This is a genomic window from Acinetobacter sp. CAU_H_78, from assembly GCF_058599365.1.
Genome location: NZ_CM178652.1, coordinates 1,721,137 through 1,747,333 on the forward strand (window position 1 = coordinate 1,721,137; position 26,197 = coordinate 1,747,333).

20 protein-coding genes are annotated in these 26,197 nt (G+C 43.1%); 14 read left to right on the plus strand and 6 right to left on the minus strand.

Going from position 1 to position 26,197, the window contains the following annotated elements:
- Window positions 1-53 precede the first annotated feature (53 nt).
- The 14 genes from AC4MCD_RS08385 (at window position 54) to AC4MCD_RS08450 (ending at window position 18,790) form a co-directional block, all read left to right on the plus strand.
- Entirely contained in the window at window positions 54-893 is an 840-nt protein-coding gene (locus AC4MCD_RS08385) for a TIGR02391 family protein (RefSeq protein ID WP_419365735.1), read from the plus strand.
- Between the two features lie 11 nt (window positions 894-904).
- Window positions 905-1,453, plus strand: a complete 549-nt coding sequence (locus tag AC4MCD_RS08390) for a GNAT family N-acetyltransferase (RefSeq protein ID WP_419365736.1) — start codon at window positions 905-907, stop codon at window positions 1,451-1,453.
- Window positions 1,454-1,992: 539 nt separating this feature from the next.
- Window positions 1,993-2,868, plus strand: a complete 876-nt coding sequence (locus AC4MCD_RS08395; protein ID WP_005235248.1) for a MetQ/NlpA family ABC transporter substrate-binding protein — start codon at window positions 1,993-1,995, stop codon at window positions 2,866-2,868.
- A gap of 72 nt (window positions 2,869-2,940) precedes the next feature.
- On the plus strand, window positions 2,941-3,966 hold the full coding sequence (locus AC4MCD_RS08400; RefSeq protein WP_347453937.1) for a methionine ABC transporter ATP-binding protein: 1,026 nt from the start codon (window positions 2,941-2,943) through the stop codon (window positions 3,964-3,966).
- Entirely contained in the window at window positions 3,963-4,658 is a 696-nt protein-coding gene (locus AC4MCD_RS08405) for a methionine ABC transporter permease (RefSeq protein WP_004786199.1), read from the plus strand. Before AC4MCD_RS08400 ends, AC4MCD_RS08405 begins: the two co-directional genes overlap by 4 nt.
- A gap of 592 nt (window positions 4,659-5,250) precedes the next feature.
- Window positions 5,251-8,823, plus strand: coding sequence for a DNA polymerase III subunit alpha (dnaE, locus tag AC4MCD_RS08410; protein WP_491875890.1), 3,573 nt, complete (start codon window positions 5,251-5,253; stop codon window positions 8,821-8,823).
- Window positions 8,824-8,858: 35 nt separating this feature from the next.
- A complete protein-coding gene (locus AC4MCD_RS08415) occupies window positions 8,859-9,707 on the plus strand; it encodes an RNA methyltransferase (RefSeq protein WP_200230540.1) in 849 nt (282 codons plus the stop codon).
- Entirely contained in the window at window positions 9,707-10,516 is an 810-nt protein-coding gene (gene cysE, locus AC4MCD_RS08420) for a serine O-acetyltransferase (protein WP_491875891.1), read from the plus strand. The genes AC4MCD_RS08415 and cysE overlap by 1 nt, the downstream gene beginning before the upstream one ends.
- Before the next feature lie 122 nt (window positions 10,517-10,638).
- A complete protein-coding gene (locus tag AC4MCD_RS08425; protein WP_491875892.1) occupies window positions 10,639-11,553 on the plus strand; it encodes an ABUW_2363 family tetratricopeptide repeat lipoprotein in 915 nt (304 codons plus the stop codon).
- A 118-nt stretch (window positions 11,554-11,671) separates the two neighbouring features.
- Window positions 11,672-13,678, plus strand: a complete 2,007-nt coding sequence (locus AC4MCD_RS08430) for an esterase/lipase family protein (RefSeq protein WP_491875893.1) — start codon at window positions 11,672-11,674, stop codon at window positions 13,676-13,678.
- Window positions 13,679-13,968: 290 nt separating this feature from the next.
- Window positions 13,969-16,593 carry a DNA mismatch repair protein MutS gene (gene mutS / locus AC4MCD_RS08435; RefSeq protein WP_491875894.1) on the plus strand — a complete coding sequence of 875 codons (2,625 nt, stop codon included), beginning with the start codon at window positions 13,969-13,971 and terminating at the stop codon, window positions 16,591-16,593.
- A 204-nt stretch (window positions 16,594-16,797) separates the two neighbouring features.
- A complete protein-coding gene (gene fdxA / locus AC4MCD_RS08440; protein ID WP_004786212.1) occupies window positions 16,798-17,121 on the plus strand; it encodes a ferredoxin FdxA in 324 nt (107 codons plus the stop codon).
- A gap of 140 nt (window positions 17,122-17,261) precedes the next feature.
- Window positions 17,262-17,972, plus strand: coding sequence for a D-Ala-D-Ala carboxypeptidase family metallohydrolase (locus AC4MCD_RS08445; RefSeq protein WP_340834324.1), 711 nt, complete (start codon window positions 17,262-17,264; stop codon window positions 17,970-17,972).
- A 152-nt stretch (window positions 17,973-18,124) separates the two neighbouring features.
- Window positions 18,125-18,790 carry an O-methyltransferase gene (locus tag AC4MCD_RS08450; protein WP_419365741.1) on the plus strand — a complete coding sequence of 222 codons (666 nt, stop codon included), beginning with the start codon at window positions 18,125-18,127 and terminating at the stop codon, window positions 18,788-18,790.
- A 170-nt stretch (window positions 18,791-18,960) separates the two neighbouring features.
- On the opposite strand, the gene AC4MCD_RS08455 is transcribed toward AC4MCD_RS08450, so the two are convergent.
- The 6 genes from AC4MCD_RS08455 to AC4MCD_RS08480 form a co-directional block, all read right to left on the minus strand.
- Window positions 18,961-19,803: a universal stress protein gene (locus AC4MCD_RS08455; RefSeq protein WP_034703837.1), complete on the minus strand. Its 843-nt coding sequence runs from the start codon at window positions 19,801-19,803 to the stop codon at window positions 18,961-18,963.
- 187 nt (window positions 19,804-19,990) lie between these two features.
- A complete protein-coding gene (locus tag AC4MCD_RS08460) occupies window positions 19,991-20,608 on the minus strand; it encodes a DapH/DapD/GlmU-related protein (RefSeq protein ID WP_419365742.1) in 618 nt (205 codons plus the stop codon).
- Window positions 20,601-21,200 (minus strand): IMPACT family protein, encoded by a 600-nt coding sequence (locus AC4MCD_RS08465; RefSeq protein ID WP_419365748.1) that lies wholly within the window; start codon window positions 21,198-21,200, stop codon window positions 20,601-20,603. Before AC4MCD_RS08465 ends, AC4MCD_RS08460 begins: the two co-directional genes overlap by 8 nt.
- A 114-nt stretch (window positions 21,201-21,314) precedes the next feature.
- Window positions 21,315-22,502, minus strand: coding sequence for a beta-barrel domain-containing protein (locus AC4MCD_RS08470; RefSeq protein WP_491875895.1), 1,188 nt, complete (start codon window positions 22,500-22,502; stop codon window positions 21,315-21,317).
- Complete coding sequence (locus AC4MCD_RS08475) at window positions 22,499-24,637, minus strand: type I secretion system permease/ATPase (protein WP_491875896.1); 2,139 nt, start codon at window positions 24,635-24,637, stop codon at window positions 22,499-22,501. The genes AC4MCD_RS08470 and AC4MCD_RS08475 overlap by 4 nt, the downstream gene beginning before the upstream one ends.
- The gene (locus AC4MCD_RS08480) at window positions 24,634-26,175 is read right to left on the minus strand and encodes a TolC family outer membrane protein (RefSeq protein ID WP_491875897.1); all 1,542 of its coding nucleotides are present in this window, start codon (window positions 26,173-26,175) and stop codon (window positions 24,634-24,636) included. Before AC4MCD_RS08480 ends, AC4MCD_RS08475 begins: the two co-directional genes overlap by 4 nt.
- Between the last annotated feature and the right edge of the window lie 22 nt (window positions 26,176-26,197).

Genomic DNA, 26,197 nt, shown 5'->3' on the forward strand with positions numbered 1-26,197 from the left:
GTGCGGGGTTTTTATTATATGATTTAATCAAATTACTTACCTAATAAAAATATATGCTGAATTTATTTAATAAACCTTCTGACACAATTCAGTATTTAGGAACGCCTTATACTCAAGATTGTATTGAAGCTATTGCTATGATCATTCAATTCGAAGCGCAAATCGAAAGTGCAATCGTTTTAACATATGATCAAACTCACTGTTTTTTAGTAAAAGCATACCGACACTTATATCTTATCCGTTTTGGATTCCGATCAGATTATATATCTGAGGGATATAAAGGATTTGTTAAAGCATTAAACCTTTTAAGGCGACATGAAATTGAAATAAAAGAAGTGGTTATTACACAAAAATTATTCGAAACTATAAATCGAAATGCTTTAACGGATAGTGATATAGAGTTAATTTTAAACAACCCTAACATTAGAACTAACACAATATACAATTATATCAATAATTTAGAAGTCATATTCAAAGAACCTTTGAATATAGATCGTTATTATCCTTCAGAATTACCATTGAATTTAATTGATCCGAGAATTTTGGATTTAGCCTTAAAATTCCGCGATGATGCAGATTCGGCTATTATGAAAGCTTATACTCGATTAGAAGACATTGTGCGGGCAAAAATTGATTCAAAAAAATTTTCTGCTTCTCTTATGGATGATTCCTTTTGTTCTGATTTAAAGAAAAATAAGTTATCCCCCTTTAAGTGGGAATCAGAAAATGAGGATTCCTCAACCGCTATTGGTCGACTGTTTGTAAATACATTTAAAGCATATCGGAATCAACGAGCACATAGTGAAGTTGATAAGTCAATTTCCCAACTTCATAGAGAGTTTTTATTAATCAATGAACTTTACCTACTGGAAAGTGAGTCAATAAGACGATAAACAGATACTGTATGACTATTCATCTCGAAACCCCTCGCCTAATCCTCCGCCAATGGCAAGAATCCGACACTGCCCCATTTATTCAAATGTGTGCAGATGAGGATGTGATGCGTTATTTTCCCGCCCTACTGACACCTGAACAAAGTTTACAATTTATCGAAAAAGTGACTCGGCAGATTGATCAGCATGGTTGGGGTTTATGGGCAGTTGAGCTAAAAGAGACTAAAGAATTTATTGGTTTTATTGGGCTGCAACCCCAACCTAAATTGTTTGAGTTTTCACCCTGTATTGAAATTGGCTGGCGGCTAGCAAAAAAATATTGGCATCAAGGTTATGCGACTGAAGGTGCACGTGCAGTATTGGATTACGCGTTTACCACTTTAGGTTTGGATAAAGTTGTGTCGTTTACTGCCACAGTCAATACACCATCCGAAGCGGTGATGAAAAAGATAGGCATGCTAAAAACTCAAGAATTTCTGCATCCAAAGTTGCCAGAGGATCACCCTTTATGTTGGCATGTATTGTATGAAATCAATCAAAGTAATTACTCAGTTAAATAAAACACGGCTTAAATCCTGCTTAAGCGTTTATTAAAAAAGATCTTTCAGTAGCTCAATGAGCTAGTAGATTTACCCATGTTTATTCATTTTTATGATTTCTATTGGATAAAATCTTATAAAGATCAATATTTAAGCGGTTTGGAATTTTTCCTTATCTTCAATAAAAATAATATATTGTATTCATTAATATTTTGATCATTTTCATCTAATTAATATTCTATTAAAAAGATAAGTAAATACTTTTTATCCACTATATTGAATAAATAATAATTGCTATGATTGCGCTCATTCAGAGCACCAAATACGATTATATCTTTTAAAAATCTCTATTTACTCTCTCTAAATAGAAAACCGATATAGTGGTTTGGTGAACTCTGACCCGATCGAATTAACGTGAACTGTTGCAGTACATTTGCATTTTCCCTGCCGGAGCCACATGCGACATCGATCTAGAGTCAGATGAAAGTGTAATAAAACTCCACTTTAACATGACCTTAAAATGCATATACTTTAGGCAACACGAAAATTAGGACATCTTTATGAAAAAGCTACTTGGCGTTTTACTCAGTGCATCTGTACTGACTTTAACTGCATGCGGAAAACAAGAAGCGCCTGCAACGGACGCAGCACAAAACAAAGATTCAGGTGAATTGCAAACGGTTACTATGGCATCGACTGGTTCAGATGCTGACGTATGGCGCTACATTTCAACTTTGCCTGAAACTAAACAAGCCGGCATCAAGCTTGATGTGAAAAACTTTACTGACTATGTGGCGATGAATACTGCTGTTGCCAACAAAGAAATTGATGTCAACGCCTTCCAGTCTTATGCCTATATGGTTGCTTATAACGACGCCAATACTCAAAAGATCGCTCCACTTTCTACGACTTATCTTGAGCCAATGGGGATTTACTCAAGCAAAGTGAAAAAAGTTGAAGAGTTTAAGCAAGGTGCGACAATTGCTATTCCTAACGATGGCGCGAATGAATCACGTGCATTGTTACTTTTACAATCTGCGGGTCTGGTAAAACTTAAACCAAACTTTGACCTGGTAAAAGGTACGCCTGCTGACATCACTGAAAATGCGAAACAGATTGTCATCAAGCCAATTCAAATGGCGACTGCAGTCCGTGTGAAAGATGAAGTAGATGCGATTGTTCTAGGTAATACTTTGGCAATGGAAGGTGGTCTGAACGTATTGAAAGATGCGATCTATTACGAAGCGATTGATCAAAGTACTAAAATGAATGTTAACATTTTAGCTGTCGCTGCTGACCGTCAAAATGATCCTGTACTTCAAAAAGTTGGCCAGTTGTATCATACTCCTGCTGTGAAAGCCTATGTTGATGAACACTTCGGTGGTACTAAAGTTGCTGTAAATAAACCAGTGACTTATTTAACCGAAGAAAAGTAATACAATAATCAATATTCAGAACAGGCAAGATTTCTTGCCTGTTTTTTTATTCGTGATGCAGTATTTGACACTATGATTGAATTTAAAGACATCTCCAAACAGTATGAGCTCAAGGGTCAAACCTTACGTGCCTTGAATCGGATTAATTTACAGATTCCAACCGGCAGTATCTTTGGCATTATTGGCTATAGTGGTGCCGGTAAAAGTACCCTGATCCGCCTGATTAATCTGCTTGAACGCCCTACTTCTGGTCAGGTGATTATCAATGGCACGGACTTTACTGCTTTGGATGCCAAATCATTGCGTCAGGAACGTACCCAGATCGGCATGATTTTTCAGCATTTTAACTTGATGCAGACTAAAACAGTGGCTGCCAATATTGAAATGCCAATGAAGTTGCTTGGCTGGAGTAGGGCTGAACGGGAAAAACGTCTCGAAGAACTGCTGGATTTTATTGACCTAAAACATAAGCGTCATGCTTTCCCGGATGAACTGTCCGGTGGTCAAAAGCAACGTGTTGGTATTGCTCGTGCATTGGCAAATCACCCAAAAATTTTGTTATGTGATGAAGCAACTTCTGCTCTAGATCCGCAAACTACTAAATCTGTACTGCAACTACTCAAACGGATTAATCAGGAACAAGGCATTACCATTGTTATGGTCACCCATGAAATGGATGTGATTGAAACCGTGTGTGATTATGTTGCTGTTATGGAAAAAGGCGATGTGATTGAAACAGGTTCTACCTTACAGATCTTTAGTCAGCCGCAGCATCCGACTACGAAAAACTTCATTCAGACTGTACTTCAGCAAAACTTGCCAGTGAATATTCTGGCGAATCTGGAAAACCAAAATCATCACAGTATTTATTGTTTAAAATTCCTGGGCAGCTCAGCGCAGGAAACCGTGATTCAAGGTGTGATTAAACAGTTTGATATCAGCTTGAATATCCTGTTTGCCAATATGACAGAAATTAATGGGTCGGTGATTGGCCAGATGTTTATCCAACTTTTAGGCGATCCAGCGCAAATCACAGCAGCGATGCAATATCTAAGAGATAATGGCGTACAAGTAGATCAAGCAGGAGTACAAGAATGAGAGACTTAATTGTACAGTGGTTGACCACTATTACTGCGCCATTCTGGAAAAGTTCGCTGTCGATGGATCAGTTTGTCACAGCACTACAAGAAACTTTCCACATGGTGTTCTTCGCAATGCTGTTTGGCTGTATCTGGGGCTTTATTCAGGCGATTATTTTACTCGTCACTCGTCCAAACGGGATTCTGCCAAACCGTGTGATTTACCATGCTCTAAACCCGATTGTGAATGCACTGCGTTCCCTGCCATTTATTATTTTGCTAATTGCGGTGATTCCACTAACCAAGTTTTTGGTCGGAACATCAATTGGTACTTGGGCAGCGATTGTACCTCTAACTATTTATGTCGGTCCTTATATCGGCCGTCTGGTAGAAACCTCTCTGCTGGAAGTGAATGAAGGCATTATCGAATCTGCTCAGGCGATGGGTGCAACACCAATGCAGATTATCTTTAAGTTTATTCTGCCGGAAGCGCGTAGCTCACTCATTCTTAACCTCACTACTGCAACCATCAGTCTGATTGGTGCAACGGCGATGGCTGGAGCAGTTGGTGCTGGTGGTATTGGCGACTTAGCGATTTCTTATGGTTACCAGCGTTTTGATACCTCAGTCGTGATCATGACTGTAATTGTTTTGTTGATCTTGGTACAGATTGTACAAAGTGTCGGTGACTGGTTATCTCGACTTCGTTAAGCTAAATTCCTAAGTAAATAATGCCCTCTTTTTGAGGGTTTTATTTTATCTACTAAGCAAATGATCTTACATTACAAATCCACCTTAACAGCTCTTTATTCAAATTCTACTAAGCACTAGCTATAGAGAATGGTGACAGGATGTCGCTCGTTGATCTGTGGCACATGGACGTGCCATCAGATTAACAAAGGGGTTTTGTTACTTTTGGCCCGTCAAAAGTAAGGCATAAACACTACAAAGTTAAAATTGAATAAAATACTGAAATTCGATTTTTCCAATAACTTCATGAAAAAGCTTATTAGCACTTGAAATTCTTCTCTTACTTTTGAAAGATGAATAGCACTGCTATGCAAAGTAACAAAAATCTTCTGTTGGCTTGATGATACCTCCCTGTATCACAAGCCAACGGCGACATCCATGTCGCCTCATACAAATTCAATTTGGGTACGTAGTTCTATTCCGATAAAATGATAAACGTGGCTTTAAGTCAATTCTAATTCACAATCTAAAAGTTCAGCATTTCCCCTCAATTTCAAACTGAAACAATAAATCCCGTGCTAAACTATCGAGTGGTTTTTGCAGGGACTCATATATGCACTTTGTTCATCTTGGTATTCATACAGAATTTTCGATTACTGAATCCATCGTACGTATACCTGACTTGGTCAAAGCTGCTGCGAATGACGAGATGCCAGCACTTGCGCTGACTGATTTATCCAATCTACATGCCGCAGTCAAATTCTATAAAAAATGTCTGGATAAAGGCATTAAACCAATTCTCGGTTCTGAAATCCGCCTGAATGATGCGGAACATCGTGTCACCCTGCTTTCTATGACCAATAAAGGCTGGCGCAACCTGACCGAACTGGTGTCTGAAGGTTATATCAGCGGCCAGCAACTAGATATTCCTTGCGTACAGAAAGATTGGATCTTGAACCAGCACGATGACATGATCGTATTGCTCGGTATGCAGTCCGATGTCGGCAAAATGCTGATTACCTCAAATCCTGATAAAGCTGAACCGCTACTACAAGAATGGGTAGAGAAATTTGGCAACCGTGTTTATCTAGCCCTCACCCGCACTGGCCGTGCTAATGAAGATACTTTCATTGAAGAAGCGGTAAAGCTCGCAAAGAAATATAATATTGGTGTAGTTGCACATAATGATGTGCACTTTATTGCTCGTGAAGATTTTGAAGCACATGAAGCGCGTGTCTGTATCGCAGATGGTTATGTGCTGGGTGATAATCGCCGTCCTAAAACCTATAGTCCTGAACAATATTTTAAAAGCTCAACAGAAATGGTGGAGCTATTCTCGGATATTCCAACCGCGATTGAAAACACCTTCCATATCGCAAAACGTTGTAATGTCACCCTACGTTTAGGTTTCAACGATCTACCAGATTACCCAATTCCTGAAGGCCATACCATTGATACCTATTTCGCACATTTGTGTGAAGAAGGCTTAGAGGAACGCCTGAACTTCCTGTATCCACCAGAAAAACGTGAAGAAGATTGGCCTATAATCCGTCAGCCTTATGATGAACGTCTGGCCTTTGAGATCAAAATTATTCTGGATATGGGCTTCCCAGGGTACTTCTTGATCGTCATGGACTTCATTCAATGGTCCAAAGGTAATGGCGTGCCGGTAGGTCCAGGCCGTGGTTCAGGTGCCGGTTCCCTCGTAGCTTATAGCCTCAAAATTACCGACCTTGATCCTCTGCGCTATGATCTGCTGTTCGAACGTTTCTTGAATCCGGAACGTGTTTCGATGCCCGACTTTGACGTCGATTTCTGTATCGCTGGTCGTGACCGCGTGATTGACTATGTCGCACGGACTTATGGCCGTGATGCGGTATCGCAGATTGCGACTTTCGGTACCATGGCGGCTAAAGGTGCGATTCGTGACGTAGCCCGTGTACTGGGTAAATCTTATGGTCTGGCCGATCGTATTTCCAAACTAATTCCGACCAAGCCTTTGGGTTTAAGTCTGGAAGAATCTCTGGAAGCAGAACCACAGCTAAAAGACATCGTCACCAATCCATCGAATCCCGATTATGACGATGCCTCAGAAATCTGGGAAATGGCACTCAAGCTGGAAGGTATTACCCGTAACACCGGTAAACATGCCGGTGGTGTGGTCATTGCCCCAACCAAGCTGACTGACTATTCAGCCGTGATGTGTGATGCTGATGGTACAGCACGTGTAGCCCAGTTCGATAAAGACGATGTCGAAGCTGCCGGCCTGGTAAAATTTGACTTCTTGGGTCTACGTAACCTGACTGTAATTGAAGATGCGATCAAGCATATTAATGCACGTCCAGACGTCACTGAGCCAGTCAATATTTCCTATATTCCGCTGGATGACAAGCCTGCCTATAACATCTTTGCGACGGCGAATACCACTGCAGTATTCCAGTTTGAATCCGTCGGCATGAAGAAGATGCTCAAGGAAGCGCGTCCAAGCAAGTTCGAAGAAATTATTGCCTTCGTATCGCTATACCGTCCAGGTCCAATGGACCTGATTCCTGACTTTATCCATCGTATGCACGGTGGTGAATTCGAATACCTGCATCCCTTGCTGGAAAAGGTGTTAGAGCCAACTTACGGGATCATGGTATACCAAGAACAGGTAATGCAGTCTGCACAGTTCTGTGCCGGCTATAGCTTGGGTGGTGCGGACTTACTTCGTCGTGCGATGGGTAAGAAAAAACCTGAGGAAATGGTCAAGCAGCGTAAGATCTTCATTGAAGGTGCTGCGAAAAAAGATATCGATGAAGCCACCGCCAACCATATCTTCGACTATATGGAAAAATTCGCAGGCTACGGCTTTAACAAATCGCATGCCGCCGCCTATGCCCTGGTAGCTTATCAAACAGCTTGGTTGAAAGCGCATTACCCGGCTGAATTTATGTCAGCGGTGATGACCTCGGAAATGCAGAACACTGATAACGTGGTGTTCCTAATTGATGACTGCCGTCATAATGGTCTGGAAGTATTGCCTCCATCGGTGAATATGTCGATTTACCAGTTCCATGCCAGCGATCCAAAAACCATTGTTTATGGTTTGGGCGCGATCAAAGGCGTCGGTGAGGCGGCAATGCAATCCGTGATTGAATCACGTCAAAAAGAAGGTCCATATAAAGACCTGTTTGACTTCTGTCACCGTATCGACCTGAAGAAAATCAACAAACGTACCCTTGAAGCCTTGATTCGTGCAGGTGCACTGGATTGTCTGGGTATTGAACGTGCCGATCTGATGGCACAACTGCCTGAAGCCGTACAAGCTGCAGATCAGGCCCGTCAAAACCGTGAAACCGGCATCATGGACCTGTTTGGTGAAGTTGAAGAAGTTCAACGTAAACCTGCCAAACCGGTGAAACCGTGGTCAGATGAAGTCCGTCTCAAAGGTGAAAAAGATACACTCGGCCTATATCTAACGGGTCACCCGATTGATGTATATCGTAATGAGCTGAAAGCCTTTGTACCTTGTCAAATTAATGAATTAACCCCAACCCGTCGTGGTGTAACGACTGTGTTTGCCGGTCTGGTAGTCGATGTCGCTAACTTCCCGAACCGGATGATGGTGACGTTAGATGATGGTACGGCACGTATCGAAATTTCTACCAACCATGAACGCTTCCAGCGCTTTAAAGAGATTGTTCAAGTCGATAGAGTGGTGGTGATTGAAGGTGAAATTTACGAGCGCGAAGGTTTTGACCGTCCGCTCGGTCGTTTGACCAAAGCCTTTAGCCTGAATGAAATCCGTCAGAAACGTGCTAACAGCATCAAGATTACCTTGCAAGCTGAACATTACAGCAAAACCCTCAGCCGTGACTTGCAGCAAATTCTGATGCCATATACCAATGTGGACATGAGCACGCATATTCCAGTGATTCTGTATCTGGATTATGGCTATGCCACGGCCGAACTGCATCTGGGCTTAAGCTGGAAAGTTGCGCCGCTGGATGATCTTCTCGCCAAGCTGCGTGACTATTTTGGTAAGACTGCGCTGTATATCGAGTATCAGGTAAAGTCTAAAGCTGCACGTGCTGTATCTTATGAGGAAGCTAAGCCAGTTGAGGTTCCACCTCCACCTGCTGACATGAGTATGGACGATGCCTTGGCACAGTATGAAGCCGAGTCTCAACCGCAGTATTCATAAATCTCCCATTTTAATATATCCAAACTGGAATCATCATGAGTCAAATTGACAATGCTGCTGTTTCAGCACATCTCTCCCATGTGCGTATTGTCATGGTTAATACCACCCTGCCTGCCAATATTGGTAGTGCCTTACGTGCCATGAAAACCATGGGCCTGTGCAAACTGGTCCTGGTTGCACCTAAAACTTATCCGCATCCAGATATTGATGCACTGGCTGCAGGTGCAACTGATCTGATCGAACAGATTGAAATCGTAGAAACACTGGAAGAAGCCATTAAAGATTGCCAGATCGTCTTTGGTACTAGTGCGCGTAGTCGCACTATTCCATGGCCTTTACTAGACGTTCGTCCTGCTGCTGAAAAAGCACTTTCAGCTGTGGTGCAAGAAAAACAGGAAATTGCGATTCTGTTTGGCCGTGAAGACCGCGGTCTGACCAATGAAGAACTGGCGATGGCGAATTATCACCTAACTATTCCTGTGAATACGGATTATGGTGTTTTGAATGTTGCTCAAGCTATTCAGGTGATCTGCTATGAACTGCGTATGGCGGCACTGGATCAGGTAGAACATCCTCGTGATCCCAAAGCCACCATGCAAGTTATTGATGGCATTGAAATGGAGTGGGATGAACCGCTGGTGCCCCATGAACAGATGGAACAATTCTACCCGCATCTGGAAAAAATGCTGGCAGAAATTGAATTTATGGATCCAAAAAACCCACGATTACTTCCTTTACGCTTGCGTCGCCTTTTCGGACGTATACAATTAGATCGTATGGAATATCACTTACTTCGTGGTATTTTCACTCGTGTTCAGGCACTGAATAACGGCACCTGGAAAAAATCTTCCCATACATCACAACAGGATGAGGATCAAAACTAATGCTAAAACAGCTCAAAGAAGATATCCAAGCTGTCTTTGCGCGCGATCCTGCAGCACGCAATACCTTAGAAGTCTTAACCACCTACCCTGGCATCCATGCACTGATTATGCATCGCATGGCACATGAGCTATGGAAAAAAGACTGTAAAGGTACAGCGCGTGTTTTGTCCTCTTTTAGCCGTTTTGCAACAGGTATCGAAATTCATCCGGGCGCCAAGATTGGTAAACGTTTTTTTATTGACCATGGCATGGGTGTAGTGATTGGTGAAACTGCAGAAATTGGCGATGATGTCACCCTATATCATGGTGTGACTTTGGGTGGTACAACCTGGAATAAAGGCAAACGTCACCCGACTCTGGAAGATGGCGTTGTTGTTGGTGCAGGTGCCAAAATCCTGGGTCCATTCACGGTAGGTAAAAATGCCAAGGTCGGTTCCAATGCTGTAATTACTAAAGCAGTTCCGCCGAATACCACAGCGGTTGGCAATCCAGCGCGCTTTATCACCAAAGACCAGCCAAAAGAGGATGCTGAAGCTCGTCGTCGTGATTATGCAGAAAGTATCGGTTTCCAGCCTTATGCAACAACACAGGATCAGACAGACCCGATTCTGGAAGGCATGCGTGTTCTACTTGACCGTATTCAACAAAATGAAAAACGCATGAATACACTGTGCAACCGCCTGTCTCTGCTTGACCCGACTTTTAAGAAAAACCAGTTAAATGAACAGCCATTTAGCAAGGAAGAACTTAAAATTCTAGAAGATGCGCGCCGTGAGTGCGAAGCACAAACCAGTCAGTCCAAGGCCTGACTATAAATCGTAATTCTTTTGTAACACGCATTTGCTTGCATGATCGCAGCACTTTTCATAGACTGACGATCATGCATTTTTTGAATAGATGTTTTAAAAAATAACATGAATGGACGGATATTATGACCTTGAAGCCCTTAGCAATTGCTTGCTTAGCTTTTACCATGACGGCGTGCTCTATGGCACCGACATCAAGCAAACAAGAACAGAAACCAGCTGATCAGATAGTTTTTGTTGAACCTGAAATTACTCCGCCATTTTATGCTTTAAATCCATTTAACTATAACGAACCACCTCCATTTGAAGTACATTTGCAAAAAGCCGCTGCGCAGCCAGTGACAAAAATGGTAGTGACTGATCCTAAAGATCCGTCTAAACAGTTAACCCTAGATGTAAACAAGCTGATTATCCCGATGGTGGATAGCAATACACGCAGTATGCGTTATGCAGCACTTGCCAATGAAAATGAAATCGACATTACTGAAATCGATGATTTCTTGCAGATGGTAGAAGGTAAAGCGCGTCATTATCCACCCCGCTTTAGCGACCGTCAGGAACGCCGTGGTTTTGAAGCGAAACTTCGCGAAGTTTCTCAACAACTGGATACTTTAGCTTCACGTCCAAATGCTTCATTTGATGTATTAATGCGTGCATTTAAGGCCAGCGTTATGGCACGTAATCTTGATTTAGGTTCTATCTATACCACCAAATCAATGACCTATGCACAGCGTATTCTTCGTATTAACCAGGATGATGCTGAAGCAAACTTCTGGTTTGGCTTTGGTCTGTCTGAAGGTGGCGGTCACCGCGAAGCGATTCAGTATCTGGACAAGGCAATGCAGACAGGTGTTCAGGAAGCTTATTTATCTGCGGCAAATAACTACATTGCCATGGAAAACAAAAAAAATGCGGTACAAATCCTGAAAAACTACAAGGTGAAATATCCTCAAGAAGCTGAAGTTGCAGATCGTCTGATCCAGGAAATTGAGAAGCAAGGCCGTTGGAATGTATGGCAAGTGATGACGCCAAAAAATTAATGTAAATATTACTCGAATTTGAGTTACAAAATAGACTGCTTAGGCAGTCTATTTTTTTGAAAAAATCAGTAAAATACAAAACATTAATACACAATTAGACTGAGCTTCCAGAATCTATATGCACCATAAAATGAATAAAGCATTCCTTTTCTGTTCAATCCTGCTAGGGGCTGTCCTGAGCGGCTGTCAGGTCGTCAGCGTTAAAGAACAGGCCATTAATGTCACCATCAGTAATGAACGTGACAGCATCCTTACCCGTGACAAGCTGAGTGAAGCCAGTCTGAATGTCCTGTCCATGACAGGCCGTGAAGCTCGCATCTGTACCGAACAACCGCAAAACTGTGTAGATGCACTGAAGCAAATTCCTGAAATTCTGGATGAAGAATTATTGTCTACCGCCAGTGAGCTGTATCTTGCCAAGTCTTTGCAGCTCGGGAACTCTGCCGGATGTAAAAGCAGTCTCCTGACCAAGACCCAGTCTGAAGAAAAAAAGCAGCTACAAAAACAGAATATTGAGAAGTGTCAGGATCAGCAATTGGTCATGTTGGATCAGAGTATCCGCTATAGCTATGCGTACCTGTTCAAGACCCAGCGTGCACCACAGGATCGTATCTTTGACAACCGTCAGGTCCAGATCCGTGACTTCTATAACCTTGCGATAGCACACCTGATTCACGTCTATTCTGAACGTCATCCCTCTAAAGAGGTAAGCCGCAAGATTCAGGTCGGTAATAGCATTTACTCAGTTGATTTTGAAAATTATCCGGAAATTAAAGACCAGTCTTTTGAAAAGCTCATGTCTACTTATAATATGAACTTTTCCGGGCTGCGTTCGATTACCCGCCGTGATGGTTTCGGCTCAGAGTTTGTGGTTATTTTGCCTGAAGAAAAACGCATTACGCCGAATAAAAAATATATTGTCGATCCTCTCAAATATCAGTATCAGGAAGGCCGTAATCCGAATATTCACGCTGCACGCTACTTGGCCACGACCATTACTGCCATTCCAAAGTCTGGCAACAGTGTAGAACAGATCATTAACAGCCCGGAATTTCACCTTAAGTTATACGACCCGTACAAACATGAAAAAGTTACTGTCGCCGGTAAACAGTATTCTCTGGCAGCCAATTTCTCGGCCCCTTATGGCTTGTGGCTGGCTGAAAACAATCTCGGACGATCAGCTTATTTGGTGCTGATTGATCGTGATGACAACCTGACCATGCCGCATCTGTATATGCTGGAACCTTATAATCCTAAGAAAAAAGTCATTGTGCTGATTCATGGTCTGGCCAGCAGCCCGGAAGCCTGGATTCGTTTAACCAACGATGTGATGGGTGATCCGGTACTGCGCGAAAACTTCCAGGTATGGCAGGTATTTTATTCGACCAATATGCCAATTCTGGAAAGCCGCTATCAGATTAATGCACTAATTCAGCAAGCTTTCAAATTGAATAAACCCAACGATCCCGCCAAGAAAGATGCTGTACTGGTCGGACACAGTATGGGGGGTGTGATTGCCCGTCTTCTGGTGAGTGAAGCCAACCTGATTCCACGCACGGAAGAGCTGCTGAATAATCGTCGTATCGAACGCTTCCGCAATAATCCCTTATTTAAAGCACGTCTGGATATCAAACCTGTACCTAATTTCAGTCGGGCTATTTTCCTGGCAGCCCCACATCGCGGTACTGATTATGCTGATCGCTGGTTTACGCTGGCGGCACGTAAAATTATTAAATTGCCTGGTGCCTTTCTCGGAGCATTTGCCGACACGCTACAAGGCGACATCGGACTGGATGATTTTCTCAAGGAAATTGGCCATGACATGATTCAAAATGGCCCGAGTGACCTGTCTAAAAACTCCAAGTTTAATGCGCTGACACGTGATGTGGTGCCATTTCGGGGCTTTAAATTCCATAACATCATGGGGAATACTATGGACAGTCAAGACAAAGCTATCATGACAGATGATGTCGTACCGTATCAAAGTGCCCGACTGGACGGCGCACTCTCTGAAGAGATCATCAAAGGTGGACATTCGATTCAGGAAACGCCTGAAGCTGTACTGGAACTCCGCCGCCTTCTCAGATTACATCTGGTCGACTTAGGATTGTATGACCCTGATTAAATTTTGATGAAAGATATAAAAAAAGCTGCCAATCGGTGGCTTTTTTTATGGGCAACCCATGTATCAATACCCTTTTATGCTTTATATCGACTAAGTCCGTCCAAATACAGATTCCTGCGGATTTATATTTCTTTCTAAAAATTAAATTTGTTAGACTTGGAGCAATTATTTTTGACATTCAAACCGGTCTTTACAGGATTTTAGCTTAGGCTATTTTCCAGGTTTTCCGAGGATAATGTTCCGGAAAAAGATTCAGGTTTGGCTTTATATATTTAAAGGATTTTTTCTTAATGACCAGTTCAGAACTTGTGGCTGATCTCTCTAGCTTAACGCCCATGATGCAGCAGTACATGTCGGTCAAAATGCAGCATCCACACTCATTAATGTTTTATCGCATGGGTGATTTCTATGAACTGTTCTTTGAAGATGCCCATAAGGCAGCCAAGATTTTAGGCATTACCCTGACCCATCGCGGTAAAGCCAATGGCCAGCCAATTCCCATGGCCGGTGTACCTTTCCATGCCGCTGAAGGCTATCTGGCTCGTCTGGTGAAAAAAGGCGAAACGGTGGTGATCTGCGAGCAGATCGGTGAAGTGACTGGTAAAGGTCCAGTTGAACGTGGGGTCGTCCGAATTATCACCCCTGGAACCTTAACCGATGATGCCTTATTAGGTGCGCATCAAACCTCCAACTTGGTTGCTCTGTGTGCTCACCAGCAACAAATCGGAATTGCACTTCTCGACCTGAGTGCCGGTTTATTTAAAGTCCAGCAAATCGATTATGACTTAAGTCAGTTAGCCATTGAGTTGGCACGCCTGATGCCAAGCGAAATTGTGGTGGATGAAAATCTGCAAGATCAGGCACTGATAGAACACTTAAAACAACAACTAGATGTTCCAATCAGTAAACGTCCGAATGTTGACTTCAACCAGAACAATGCTCAGAAGACATTATGCGACCAGTTTGCAGTAAGCACACTTTCAGGTTTCGGAATTGATCATCTGCCCTTGGCCAAAGCTGCTGCGGCTGCATTGATTCATTATGCTAAAGAAACCCAGAAAACGGCTTTACCGCATATCCGAACCATTCAACTGGAACAAAGTTCAGACTTTATTGCACTGGATCCAGTCACCCGTCGCAACCTCGAATTGATTGAGCCTTTATTTGAACATGGCACTTCATTGTTCCAGCTGATCAATGACTGCCAGACCGCTATGGGTGGCCGTCTGCTTAGCCGAACCTTGATGCAACCGCTTCGTGATACTGCCATACTGGATGAGCGACTGGATGCGACACAGGCATTGCTTGAAGGTTTCCATGAATCGCCAGTCCGTCTGGTCTTAAAAGAAATCAGTGATATTGAACGTGTACTCAGCCGTATTGCTCTCGGCAGTGCGCGTCCACGCGATCTGGTTCAATTACGTCAGGCCTGTGCACAGATTCCATTTTTACGCCATGCGTTACAACCACTGTTAAGTCAGCAGAATTCGAAATTATTACAGCAGCTGAATCAAGAACTGGGCGATTTTCATGGCCTGCATCAGCGCCTGATGTCAGCTATTGTTGAAAATCCACCGGTATTGCTACGTGATGGCAATGTCATTGCAGAAGGTTTCGATAGCGAGCTGGATGAGCTGCGTAAAATCCGTGATCATGCCGGACAGTTCCTGATTGATCTGGAAATTAAGGAACGTGAGCAAAGCGGTATTCCTGCCCTGAAAATCGGCTACAACCGTGTTAGTGGGTACTATATCGAATTGACCCGTGCCCAAGCTGAACAGGCACCTGAGCATTATATCCGTCGTCAGACGCTCAAAAACGCCGAGCGTTATATCACGCCTGAGTTGAAAGCCTTTGAAGATAAAGTACTGTCTAGCGAATCCCGTGCACTTGCTCGCGAGAAAATGCTGTTCGAAATGCTGCTGGATGAATTGCGTCAGGATATTGGCAATCTACAGATGATGAGTAGTGCGATTGCCCAGATCGATCTGTTGGCAAACTTTGCGCATCAGGCACGCTTACGCAACTGGTCACGCCCGAAATTTAGCCCTGAAATTGGTGTGAAAATCGTTGCCGGTCGTCATCCTGTGGTGGAAGCCTTAAGCAAGGCTGCCTTTACTCCAAATGATACCCAGCTGGATTATCAGCATCGTATGGCCATTATTACTGGTCCAAATATGGGTGGTAAATCCACCTTTATGCGCCAGACTGCCCTGATTGCCCTACTGGCTTATTGCGGTAGTTATGTGCCAGCGCAATCGACAACACTGGGTCCAATTGACCGGATTTTTACCAGGATTGGCTCTGCAGATGATTTGTCGACTGGTAAATCAACTTTTATGGTCGAAATGACGGAAACTTCGCAAATTCTGCATCATGCTACCAGCCAGTCGCTAGTCCTGATGGATGAAGTCGGACGTGGAACCAGTACCTATGACGGGCTGTCATTGGCTTGGGCTTGTGTGCTTGATCTGACTAAACGCATTCAATGTTTATGCCTGTTCGCAACGCATTATTTTGAGCTGACCGAACTGGATAAAGAATCAGGCATTGATAACTACCATGTCACAGCCAAAGAACTAAATGGCAACCTGATTCTGCTGCATAAAGTCCAACATGGTCCAGCTAGTCAGAGTCATGGTTTACAGGTGGCTAAACTGGCAGGTATTCCTGCGGCTGTAATTAAAGAAGCCCAACATCGTTTGAAGATTCTGGAAAAGCAACATCAGGCTAAACCGCAAAGTCCACAGCATGACCTGTTTGCGATGCCGGAAATTATTGAAAAGGTCATCGAGATTGAAAAGCCTTCAGCAGCACTTGAGTTATTAGAAGACATTGATGTTGATAACCTGAGCCCACGTGAAGCATTACAGCAGCTATATGCGCTCAAAGATCTCATGAAACAGCCAAGTTAAAATCTCTCCTAAGCCCTATCTTGTATAGGGCTTAGCTGATGATGATTCTCATTCCCTAAGCCTTTCATCAAATCATCGCAGTTTTTTCAAATTTAACAGCCCTATATATAACAAATATCAATAAAAGGAATTGTTTGTTCCCTCTATTTTTGCCTAAAATACGGTATTCGTCATTAGAACCATATTTTTTAGGTAGCTGTCGCCATGACCTTCGTTGTCACTGAAAATTGTATTAAATGTAAATATCAAGACTGTGTTGAAGTTTGCCCTGTAGACTGTTTCTATGAAGGTCCTAACTTCCTTGTGATTAACCCGGACGAGTGTATCGACTGCGCGTTATGTGAGCCTGAATGTCCTGCAAATGCAATTTTCTCTGAAGATGAGTTACCGGAAGGCCAAGAAGTCTTTATCGAACTGAATGCTGAACTGTCTCAGAAATGGCCGAACATCACTCAAATTGGTGAGCAACCTGCTGACCGTGAAGAGTGGAATGGTAAAACTGATAAATTACAATATCTTGAAAAATAATTTTTCAAATCTTAAAAAAAGACCAGCATAGACTGGTCTTTTTTTATACCTCATCCACACATTTCATTGCAATTTATCCTGATTTTCTCCGTAAAAGTGGACTAAAATAGCGCTATTTTAAAATATCTGAATTGCTATCAATGAAGCATTTAATAAAGGGGTTATTGAGTGTTTGTATAATCCCGCTTGTCTTTGTAGGATGTGCCACCACAAAACAGTCTGGTAAAGTAACTCCAGATAAAAGGATTTATATCCCAGAAGAACGAGTCCAGTACAATCATAAACCACAGCCTAAACCGGTTCCTTATGTCTATACTCACTGGGTATCGGCACTAAATAACCTGTCTCTTGTACGTGAATATGAAAACTTTTTGGCCCAGCAAGGGGTCGGAAATATTATCCCAAGTTTTGAGCTGATGCGTACTGCACGGGATTGGGCTAAATGTGGTCGATCGCAATACATGATTCCAAGCCGTGAGCTCTGGTCAAATCAGGTGCCTACTTTACGTGTCTTTAAATATCTGGTTGCAGCTAATGTGCTGACTGATTTTGAAGTCACTTCGGTTTATCGTGACCTGCCTTTGAACCAGTGTGCCGGTGGAGCCAATTCTTCACGTCACCTGTTTAACTCGGCAATTGATTTTCGGATCGGACCTGAGTACCCACAGGCTCAGGATTATGCAGCGATTGAAAATACCAAGTTCAAACTGTGCCAGTTCTGGTTACAGCATGGACAAAGCCTGAATATGGGGCTCGGTTTATATGCCTCTGGCCAAATCCATATTGATACTCAAGGTTATCGTACCTGGGGCCCAGATTTAAGCCGTCGCTCATCAATGTGTAATTACTAAGTCATTTCATTTACTATACAAAGCCAGCTTTTGGCTTTGTATAGCCTAAAAAACCTTTGTATAGCCTAAAAAACCAGCGAATATAGAACAATAAATTGCGCTGTGCCTGGAAAAGTTTAAAATGCACGCATCACAACAAAGGTGCGAGTACTATGCAACAAATGTGGACAGATATTGACCGCTACATTGATTCACATTTAATTCCTGAAGATCCTATCCTGAATCAGACTCTTGAAAATACTGCTGCACATGGTTTTCCAGATCATCTGGCTGTTGCGCCGAATCAGGGCATGCTGCTGCAAATGCTGATCCAGATGAATAAGTGCAAGCGTATACTGGAACTAGGAACTTTTGCTGCATATAGCACCATGTGGCTAGCTCGTGCCCTGCCTGAAGACGGTTATATCCTGACCATTGAAGGCCGTGAAACGCATGCTGCCATGGGACAGGAAAATATTGATCGTGCACAGTTAAAACAGAAAGTTGAGCTGAAATGTGGCCGTGCTGCAGATGTGCTTCGTGCCCTGCCTGAAGATACTGAAGCCTTTGACTTTATTTTTATTGATGCCGATAAGCAAAGCTATCCTGAATATCTGGAGCTGAGCTTAAACCTTTCTCACTCCGGTACTATTATCTTCTTGGACAATGTGATTCGTGCCGGTGATATCATCAATCCGGACAATAAAAAACCAAGTATTGAAGGTATTCGTGACATGTTTAAAGCGCTGGAAAATCATCCACGTATCTTGTCTTGTACTGCTTTACAGACCGTTGGCAGTAAAGGCCATGATGGTTTTGCACTCGCAATTGTCAAATAATACGACTAGAACAAAAATCAGCCAATAAAGTATTCCTGATAAATAACATCATCTTACAGAATGTAACCACAGAGTTATCCACAATATATGAGGATAACTCTGGTTATTTTTAATTCAAGCTGTAACAATTTATCAAAAAATACATCTCTGCCGCTTTTGTTATCCTCTTTTTACTTTGCTACCAATAATGGAACTTTAGAATTACGGAAAATCGTTGTCGCAATACTGCCCAAGAAGAACTGGTGGATCTTGCTGTGACTGAATGCCCCCAAGACAATTAACTGAATCCCATGTTCCTGCTGATAAGACAGGATATTTTCAGCCACTTCTCCATAGCGGTATTCTGGAACGACCTCTAGTCCTGCTTCTGTCAAATATTGCAGAGGCTCATTCAGGATTTCCACATGATCCCCGATATAAAGCAGATGACATTGTAATTGTCTTAATAAATCACTTTCTGCAATACGTTTCATCATCTTCACACAGGTCGGTGAATACTCATAAGCAAAGATAAAACGTGTCGGTGGTCTGAAGTGTTCCCCTACAGTCATCACTGTACAGTTAGCACCACGAATAAAGTTTTCTACATTGGTGCCGATTGGCTTGTTTTTTTCGGCAGAACGCTCACCGAGTAGTCCGATGACTGCAATATCATCAGGTTTTAGAATCTGAAAACTTTGTTCTAGAAAATCACCCTTTTCCTGAATATGCGTGGTGCGGATGCCATAATCTTTAAAGATACGATCCGAAATGTGCTGGAGCAGATTATTGCTATAACTAAGCGCGATTTCACTTTGCTTCTGTTCCAGCTCAGCCAGTTCTTTAAGCAACATGGCATTGCTTTCAAAGCCAATCACACCACTAATTTCCCCAAGATGATAACTGGCCGGGTAATAATCCAGAACCTGTAATAAAACCAGTTCACGGCCGGTCTGTTTGGCAATCCATGCAGCCGCATCTGCAAGCGCGTTCGTGCATGGTGAGGAGTCTATGCAGGCAATGACACGTTTCATGTTCAGCCTCTCTTTTATAATAAAAATTTCTTAGTTATTTTTAACTTAGCACAAGCATTAGTAAATGTGCACTGAAATCTGTAAGGCTTGAATTGAAATATGTTAACTTTTATGTGATGTTCTAGGACCCTTACCGAATATTAAGCACTTGATATAAATTCTTTTTCCAAGCACCTCTTTCACTATGTTAATCCCGATATCGAATCAATTTTGCCGGATTTCCGGCGACAATTGCACGCGCTTCAATATCCTTCGTGACCATGCTATTCATACCTATAATCGCCTGATCGGCAATTTTCACCCCATCTTTAATGCCGACGTGGGCACCTAGCCAAACATCCCGACCAATCTCAATTCCTTTAGACCTGACTGGCTGCTGATAAATTGGCTGCTCCAGTTCCATCCCATGATCAAAAGCATAAAGATGACAATAAGCTGCGATGCGTACCTGATCATGCAGTTTAATCCCAACCCGACCACCATCCAGAATACAGTGATGATTGATGGCAACTTCGTTACCGATCTCCAAAGGACCATGTAGCGTACAATCTGCCGCAATAAAGGTATTGTCCCCGATAATAATTTTACGTCCCGGCTCAGCGAAGATATGTGCCAACGGCGAAATAAAACAGTTTTCGCCAATTTCGACTGTTTCCATCTCCATCAGATAGGTCTGATATTCTTTTTGCCAAGCCTCAGCCCAACCACGATTCTTCGGTTTTAAGGACCAATATAGCCAAGGCATATAATTTAGACGGTGCTTATGCTGCTCACGATATTTCAGTAATGGATCTGGTTCAGTCATCTGTGGCTTCTTCTATAATTTTTAACTGTTCACGTCCGCGAGTAACATCCTGAATCTTCAACGCAAAAGGTTCAATCTGATGTTTCTGAAATTGTGCCTGAACCTGTACACCTTCAGAAGTATATTCTTCCTGATAATCAATCTGCTGCTGATTCAGCTCATACTGAAAAATCGCCCACTCATTAAACTGGCAAGCAAATTCGACCTTTTTCTTTTCAATCAGCTCAATTTTTTCAGCTAATAACAAACATTGTCCAGCACAGCCACCATAGGCACGGACCAGTCCACCGGTGCCTAATTTAATACCGCCATACCAGCGATTCACCAGTACTAGTACATTGGTTAGCTCATTGCCTTCAATGGTCGCGAGGATCGGTCGGCCTGCTGTACCCGATGGCTCACCATCATCATTAAAACGTACATGATGACCGATTTTCCAGGCCCAGCATTGATGAGTGGTGGTCGGATCACGATAGGCCTCCAGAAAATCCTTCACATCCTGTTCATTTTCTACAGGTGTGGCAAAGGCCTGAAATCGGCTTTTTTTGATGTCTTCCTCAAAACTAACAAGGCTGGCAATAGTAAATGGCATAACTTCAGGCATTCAAATTTCACCTGTGCAGTATACCTGTTTTGATGTGGCAAAGAAAAAGCCTCTCGTATAGAGAGGCTTGATTCAATTTAATTTTATTAATTACTTTTAAATTTAACGTTCACGCAATGCTTCTTTAGCTTTATTGAATGGCTTGATGAGATAGTCCATTACCGTTTTTGCTCCGGTACGAATATCGACGGAAGCCACCATACCTGGTGTGATATTGAACTCCTGCCCGGCGGCGTTTCTCAATTTGTCACTATCGGTACGAATATACACCCGATAATAGAACTGATCCTGTTTGACTTCATCTCGCAAGGTATCTGGCGAAATCACGGTCACTTTGCCTTTTAGACCACCATAAATCGAGTAATCATAGGCCGTAATTTTAACCAGTGCTTCCTGATCAGGTCGGATAAAGGCAATATCACGTGGTGAAATTCGGGCTTCAACCAGTAATTTTTCATCCAGAGGGACGATGGTCATCAGCTTGCCATTTTGCGGAACCACGCCACCCAAAGTCATGATATCAATTTCTTTGACCACGCCACGAACTGGTGATTTAAAAATGGTCCGGTTCAAGGTATCTGACTTGCCGCGTACCACCTGTTGCTGGGTTTCTACATCAGTATTGGCTTTGGACAATTCTTCCCGTGCTTTCACATAATATTGGTTGCGAATATCATTCATCTGGTTACGCAAATCATTGGCTTCACGCTTCAGCCGTAAAACTTCAACTTCACTGGCTGCCCCTTTAGCCACCAATGGCGCGGTCATTTCCAGTTCCTGTTGTACTAGTACCAATGCCTGTTGCAAGCCGGCAAGAGATTCTTCCAGATTGGCACGACGTGACTGATAGAGTGCGGTTTCTTCTTTAACCAGTTTCGGATATTTCAGCACTTCTTCCGGGAAAGACAACGGCGTACCACTCACTTCTGCACGTAAACGGGCGGAAGTCGCACGTGAAGCGATCAGCAAGGATTCTGATTCGCCGACATTAGATTCAAATCGGGTTGGATCAAGCTGTGCCAAGACTTGACCACGTTCTACAATCTCACCTTCTTTGACATTTAACTTGGTTAGAATGCCACCCTCCAGAGACTGAATCACTTGTTCTTTGGAAGATGGAATGACTTTACCCGTACCGGTCGAAACCTCTTCCAGTTTAAATAACCAGGCCCACGTCAGCAGTATTAACAAACCAATGCCCACAATCCAGATAATCAGACTGGATTTAGGTAATGGTGGTTCCTGAAAGCTCACTTTGTTTGAACGCGTTAATGTATGTGGTTCACTCATGCGCTTGCTCCCACGACCCGTTTAGATCCTACCTGTGACTGATTTAATATCTGGTCTCGTGGACCATCCATGACAATTTTGCCATCATTGACCACAAGAATACGGTCAACTAACTCTAGTACAGCGCGACGATGCGTTGCTACCACCAGTGTACGATGTGCCAGATACCCTTTCAGATGATCTATTAACTGTTTTTCTGAAACATCATCAATCGCTGCAGTTGGCTCATCTAGCAACAAAATTTTCGGCTGGCGGATCAGGAGCCTTGCCAGTAACAAGGCTTGACGCTGTCCACCCGAGAAGCCCACTCCACCTTCCAGAATAATATGATCCAGACCTTCTTTTTTCTCCTGAACAAAGTTAAGTGCACCGGTGATTTGCAAGGCTTCCAGAATCTGTTGATCCGTAGCGAGCGGTGCACCCAAAGTCAGGTTTTCACGAATACTACCGTAAAAGAGTTGTGAATTCTGATTGAGCAAGCCCATATCACGGCGTACATCTGAAGGATCTATCAGGGTCAGATCAATACCATCCAGTTTGACCTTACCTTGTGCTGGGGTTTGCATACCCGACAACAGTTGCAACAGCGTCGATTTACCAGCACCGTTACGGCCCAGAATTGCAATTTTTTCACCGGGCTTGATTTCGAGTTTTGGAATGACCAGACTCGGTTTGGGATCATCATCGCCATATTTGAACACCACGCCACTCAAGTCATAATGACCATCCAATACAGGACGGTGAATCAGATGTGAATAGTCCGGCTGATCCACCGATTTTTTCATCAACTCATCCAGACCGCCCTTGGCAACTTTGGCTTGCTGTAAACGGCCCAAGACACCGGTAATTTGTGAAATAGGTGCCAGCATCCGTGATGATAAAATCGAACAGGCAACTAAAGCACCTGTGGTCATCTCACCATCCATCACTGCAAATGCACCCACCAAGACCACAATGGCAAAGGTTAAACCCTGAATTTTTTGGGTCCATGCTGTCATTAAGCCAACAATTTTACGTTGTTGCATGCTGACATCGGCAGAGACCTCATTCATATGATTCCATTGGTTCTGGAAGCGGGTTTCAGCTCTTAACAGCTTGATATCTTCAATACCCTGTACGGCTTCAACTAATAAAGCATTACGGATTGCAGATTCACGCATTCCCAACTGTGCCAGCTTGGCCAGTTTTTTCTGTGCCAGAATTCCCGGAAGAATCATGAGTGGTACTACCAGTAGCATGACCCAGAACAGGTTGCCGCCAATAATCCAGAAGATTCCCAGGAACAGGAAGAAGAATGGTAAATCTGCAATTGCCGTCACGGTAGTGGAAGTGACCAGTTCACGCACACCTTCAAGTTCACGAATCTGTGAAATAAACGTTCCGGTTGATTTGGAACGCTCACTGTTTTTAATTCTTAAGGAATGACCAAATACCCGGTCAGAAATTTTCAGGTCAGCCCGTTTACCAATAATGTCTGAAAGATAAATACGGGAGACTCGTAATACAAACTCGAAAATAGCTGCAATCAGTACACCACCGGCCAACACCCACAAAGTAGGAATCGATTGTGAAGGAATGACACGGTCATAAACGTTCATCGAGAATACAATCGTCGCTAAAGCCAAAATATTGGCGATCAAAGAGGCAAACATCACATCGATATAGCGTTTCCAGTCTTTCAGCACAATCGACCAGAACCAGTTTTTCTCAAAGGGCTTGATATATTCGTCGACACGCGCATCCGGTACAGAAGACTCTGGTCGCAGGATATAAACATGCTTCGCACCAGCCTCTAACTGCTCGATGGTAAAACTTTGTGATAAACCGGCATCTCCACTCAGTTGAACACTGACATTGCCTTGTGTGTCGATACGTTCAATAACACCGACATCTCCGCTATCAAATTCAACCAGTAAGGGCAAACGCCAGGGATTCAGCAAACTACTATCGAATTTATTTTTGCGGACATTCAATCCCATCTGACGGCTCACAATCTTGAGCATTTCATCAATGTCATGATGCTGGTTCCAGTCCAGTTGCAGACGAATCCGCTCCTCAGATGGTTCAATCCGATAATGCTTGGCAATATTCAAAACTGCCTGAAGCCACGGCTGATAATTTATTGTAGTACTCATGGCTGAACTTCAAACCCCTGAATAGAAATACGGTTAAGCGCGTAAATATCCCGTGTACGACCTGTCACCTGAATGTATTGCACAATCGCCGAATAGATGTCATAGCGCGCTGATTCAATTTCCTGTGCTGCGCTGTGAATCGCCTGTTCTGCATTCAATAAATCCACTACAGTCCGTGTGCCCAATTTATATTGTTCTTGATATAGCTCTTTGGTTCGTACCGTGGTTTCACGGCGCTGAGCCAGGACATTCATTTGTCTTTGTTTATTTTCAATCTGTTCCCGGATTAAGCGAACCTGATCCAGCACATCCAGATAGACCGTATTGACCTGTGCGCGTGCCGCTTCTTCGGCATAACTGGCAGCACGTGCCTGAGACCGAACAGCACCCCCCTGATAAAAATTACTGCTGGCTTCAATCATAATTGAATTATAAAAGCCATCATCTTCATTATTATTCGGATTTCGACCATTAACCGCCTGACTTAAGCTACCTTTCAGATTAATGGTCGGATAACGGCTTAAACGGGCCTGATCTTTTTGCAATCGGGCTACATCTACCCCTGAATGTGCCAAGATCATGCTTGGAATCTGGGTAAATTCAGGATCCTGATAAAGATCGGCCTGGGTTACGATACGATCTGGAATTTCCCATTGAATTGCAGAGACGTCAAATCCCAATAAAGTTCGCAGACGTTGCTGATATTGTCTTAACTGGGTCTGTTGCACGATCAGGTTAGATTGTGCAGCTTCCAGATTGGACTGTGCCTGAACCGGATCGGCCTGTGTGCTAATCCCGGCGCGGGCACGTAAATTGGCAATTTCTGCAATCCGTGCGATGCCCTGAATCTGCTGTTCGGCAATCTTGGTAATTTCCTGATAGCGTTTAATATTGACGATGGCATCAGCTACTTCCAGTGCGACCTGATCCAGACTTACCAATACTCTTGCCTGATCTTCTGCCAGTCTCGCCTCTTCAACACTGACATTGGTTTTAATCTTGCCAAAGTCATATAGCATCTGGGTTGCATTCAGAGAAACCACCTGACGTCCACGTTCACCTGAGGTCAAATCTCCGGTACCCACACCGCCAGATAACTGCGGATAATACGCAGCTTTGGCCACATCAATATTGGCGGCCTGTGCAGATAAAGACGAAATACTCTGGGCAATTTCCGGACGACGCTGAACTGCTGTATGAACCGCCTCAATCAGACTCTTTTTTGCAGGAATACCGGCATTTATAGGTCGAATTGAAGATTGTCCCTGCTGTGGCCGAGTAATCTGCGGCAATTCAGCCACCTTTGAGGTATCCAGTGAGTACTGACTAAGTGAGCTAATATCAATCGTTTGTGCTGATCGCGTTGGCTCTGGTGCAATCAGTTTTCCTAATCCACTTTTAATATTATTAAAATAATTCTGTGAATTTTCTGCATGTACGAATGGCACAGATAAAGGGAAAAGAAGAATGATCCATATTCCCTTATTTTTATCTATTATCCCCTGAACATTTTTTAAGTGCTGCACCCTAAATTGCATAATAATGAGTGTTTCGTGTTTT

Excerpts from the sequence above, each read along its gene's own strand:
- AC4MCD_RS08465 (WP_419365748.1), bottom strand. The coding sequence starts at position 21,200 with ATGCCATTTACTATTGCCAGCCTTGTTAGTTTTGAGGAAGACATCAAA.
- AC4MCD_RS08475 (WP_491875896.1), bottom strand. The coding sequence starts at position 24,637 with ATGAGTACTACAATAAATTATCAGCCGTGGCTTCAGGCAGTTTTGAAT.
- AC4MCD_RS08450 (WP_419365741.1), top strand. The coding sequence starts at position 18,125 with ATGCAACAAATGTGGACAGATATTGACCGCTACATTGATTCACATTTA.
- AC4MCD_RS08430 (WP_491875893.1), top strand. The coding sequence starts at position 11,672 with ATGCACCATAAAATGAATAAAGCATTCCTTTTCTGTTCAATCCTGCTA.
- AC4MCD_RS08460 (WP_419365742.1), bottom strand. The coding sequence starts at position 20,608 with ATGACTGAACCAGATCCATTACTGAAATATCGTGAGCAGCATAAGCAC.
- AC4MCD_RS08415 (WP_200230540.1), top strand. The coding sequence starts at position 8,859 with ATGAGTCAAATTGACAATGCTGCTGTTTCAGCACATCTCTCCCATGTG.
- AC4MCD_RS08395 (WP_005235248.1), top strand. The coding sequence starts at position 1,993 with ATGAAAAAGCTACTTGGCGTTTTACTCAGTGCATCTGTACTGACTTTA.
- AC4MCD_RS08470 (WP_491875895.1), bottom strand. The coding sequence starts at position 22,502 with ATGAGTGAACCACATACATTAACGCGTTCAAACAAAGTGAGCTTTCAG.
- dnaE (WP_491875890.1), top strand. The coding sequence starts at position 5,251 with ATGCACTTTGTTCATCTTGGTATTCATACAGAATTTTCGATTACTGAA.
- cysE (WP_491875891.1), top strand. The coding sequence starts at position 9,707 with ATGCTAAAACAGCTCAAAGAAGATATCCAAGCTGTCTTTGCGCGCGAT.
- AC4MCD_RS08455 (WP_034703837.1), bottom strand. The coding sequence starts at position 19,803 with ATGAAACGTGTCATTGCCTGCATAGACTCCTCACCATGCACGAACGCG.
- AC4MCD_RS08390 (WP_419365736.1), top strand. The coding sequence starts at position 905 with ATGACTATTCATCTCGAAACCCCTCGCCTAATCCTCCGCCAATGGCAA.
- fdxA (WP_004786212.1), top strand. The coding sequence starts at position 16,798 with ATGACCTTCGTTGTCACTGAAAATTGTATTAAATGTAAATATCAAGAC.
- AC4MCD_RS08425 (WP_491875892.1), top strand. The coding sequence starts at position 10,639 with ATGACCTTGAAGCCCTTAGCAATTGCTTGCTTAGCTTTTACCATGACG.
- AC4MCD_RS08405 (WP_004786199.1), top strand. The coding sequence starts at position 3,963 with ATGAGAGACTTAATTGTACAGTGGTTGACCACTATTACTGCGCCATTC.
- mutS (WP_491875894.1), top strand. The coding sequence starts at position 13,969 with ATGACCAGTTCAGAACTTGTGGCTGATCTCTCTAGCTTAACGCCCATG.
- AC4MCD_RS08385 (WP_419365735.1), top strand. The coding sequence starts at position 54 with ATGCTGAATTTATTTAATAAACCTTCTGACACAATTCAGTATTTAGGA.
- AC4MCD_RS08445 (WP_340834324.1), top strand. The coding sequence starts at position 17,262 with ATGAAGCATTTAATAAAGGGGTTATTGAGTGTTTGTATAATCCCGCTT.
- AC4MCD_RS08400 (WP_347453937.1), top strand. The coding sequence starts at position 2,941 with ATGATTGAATTTAAAGACATCTCCAAACAGTATGAGCTCAAGGGTCAA.
- AC4MCD_RS08480 (WP_491875897.1), bottom strand. The coding sequence starts at position 26,175 with ATGCAATTTAGGGTGCAGCACTTAAAAAATGTTCAGGGGATAATAGAT.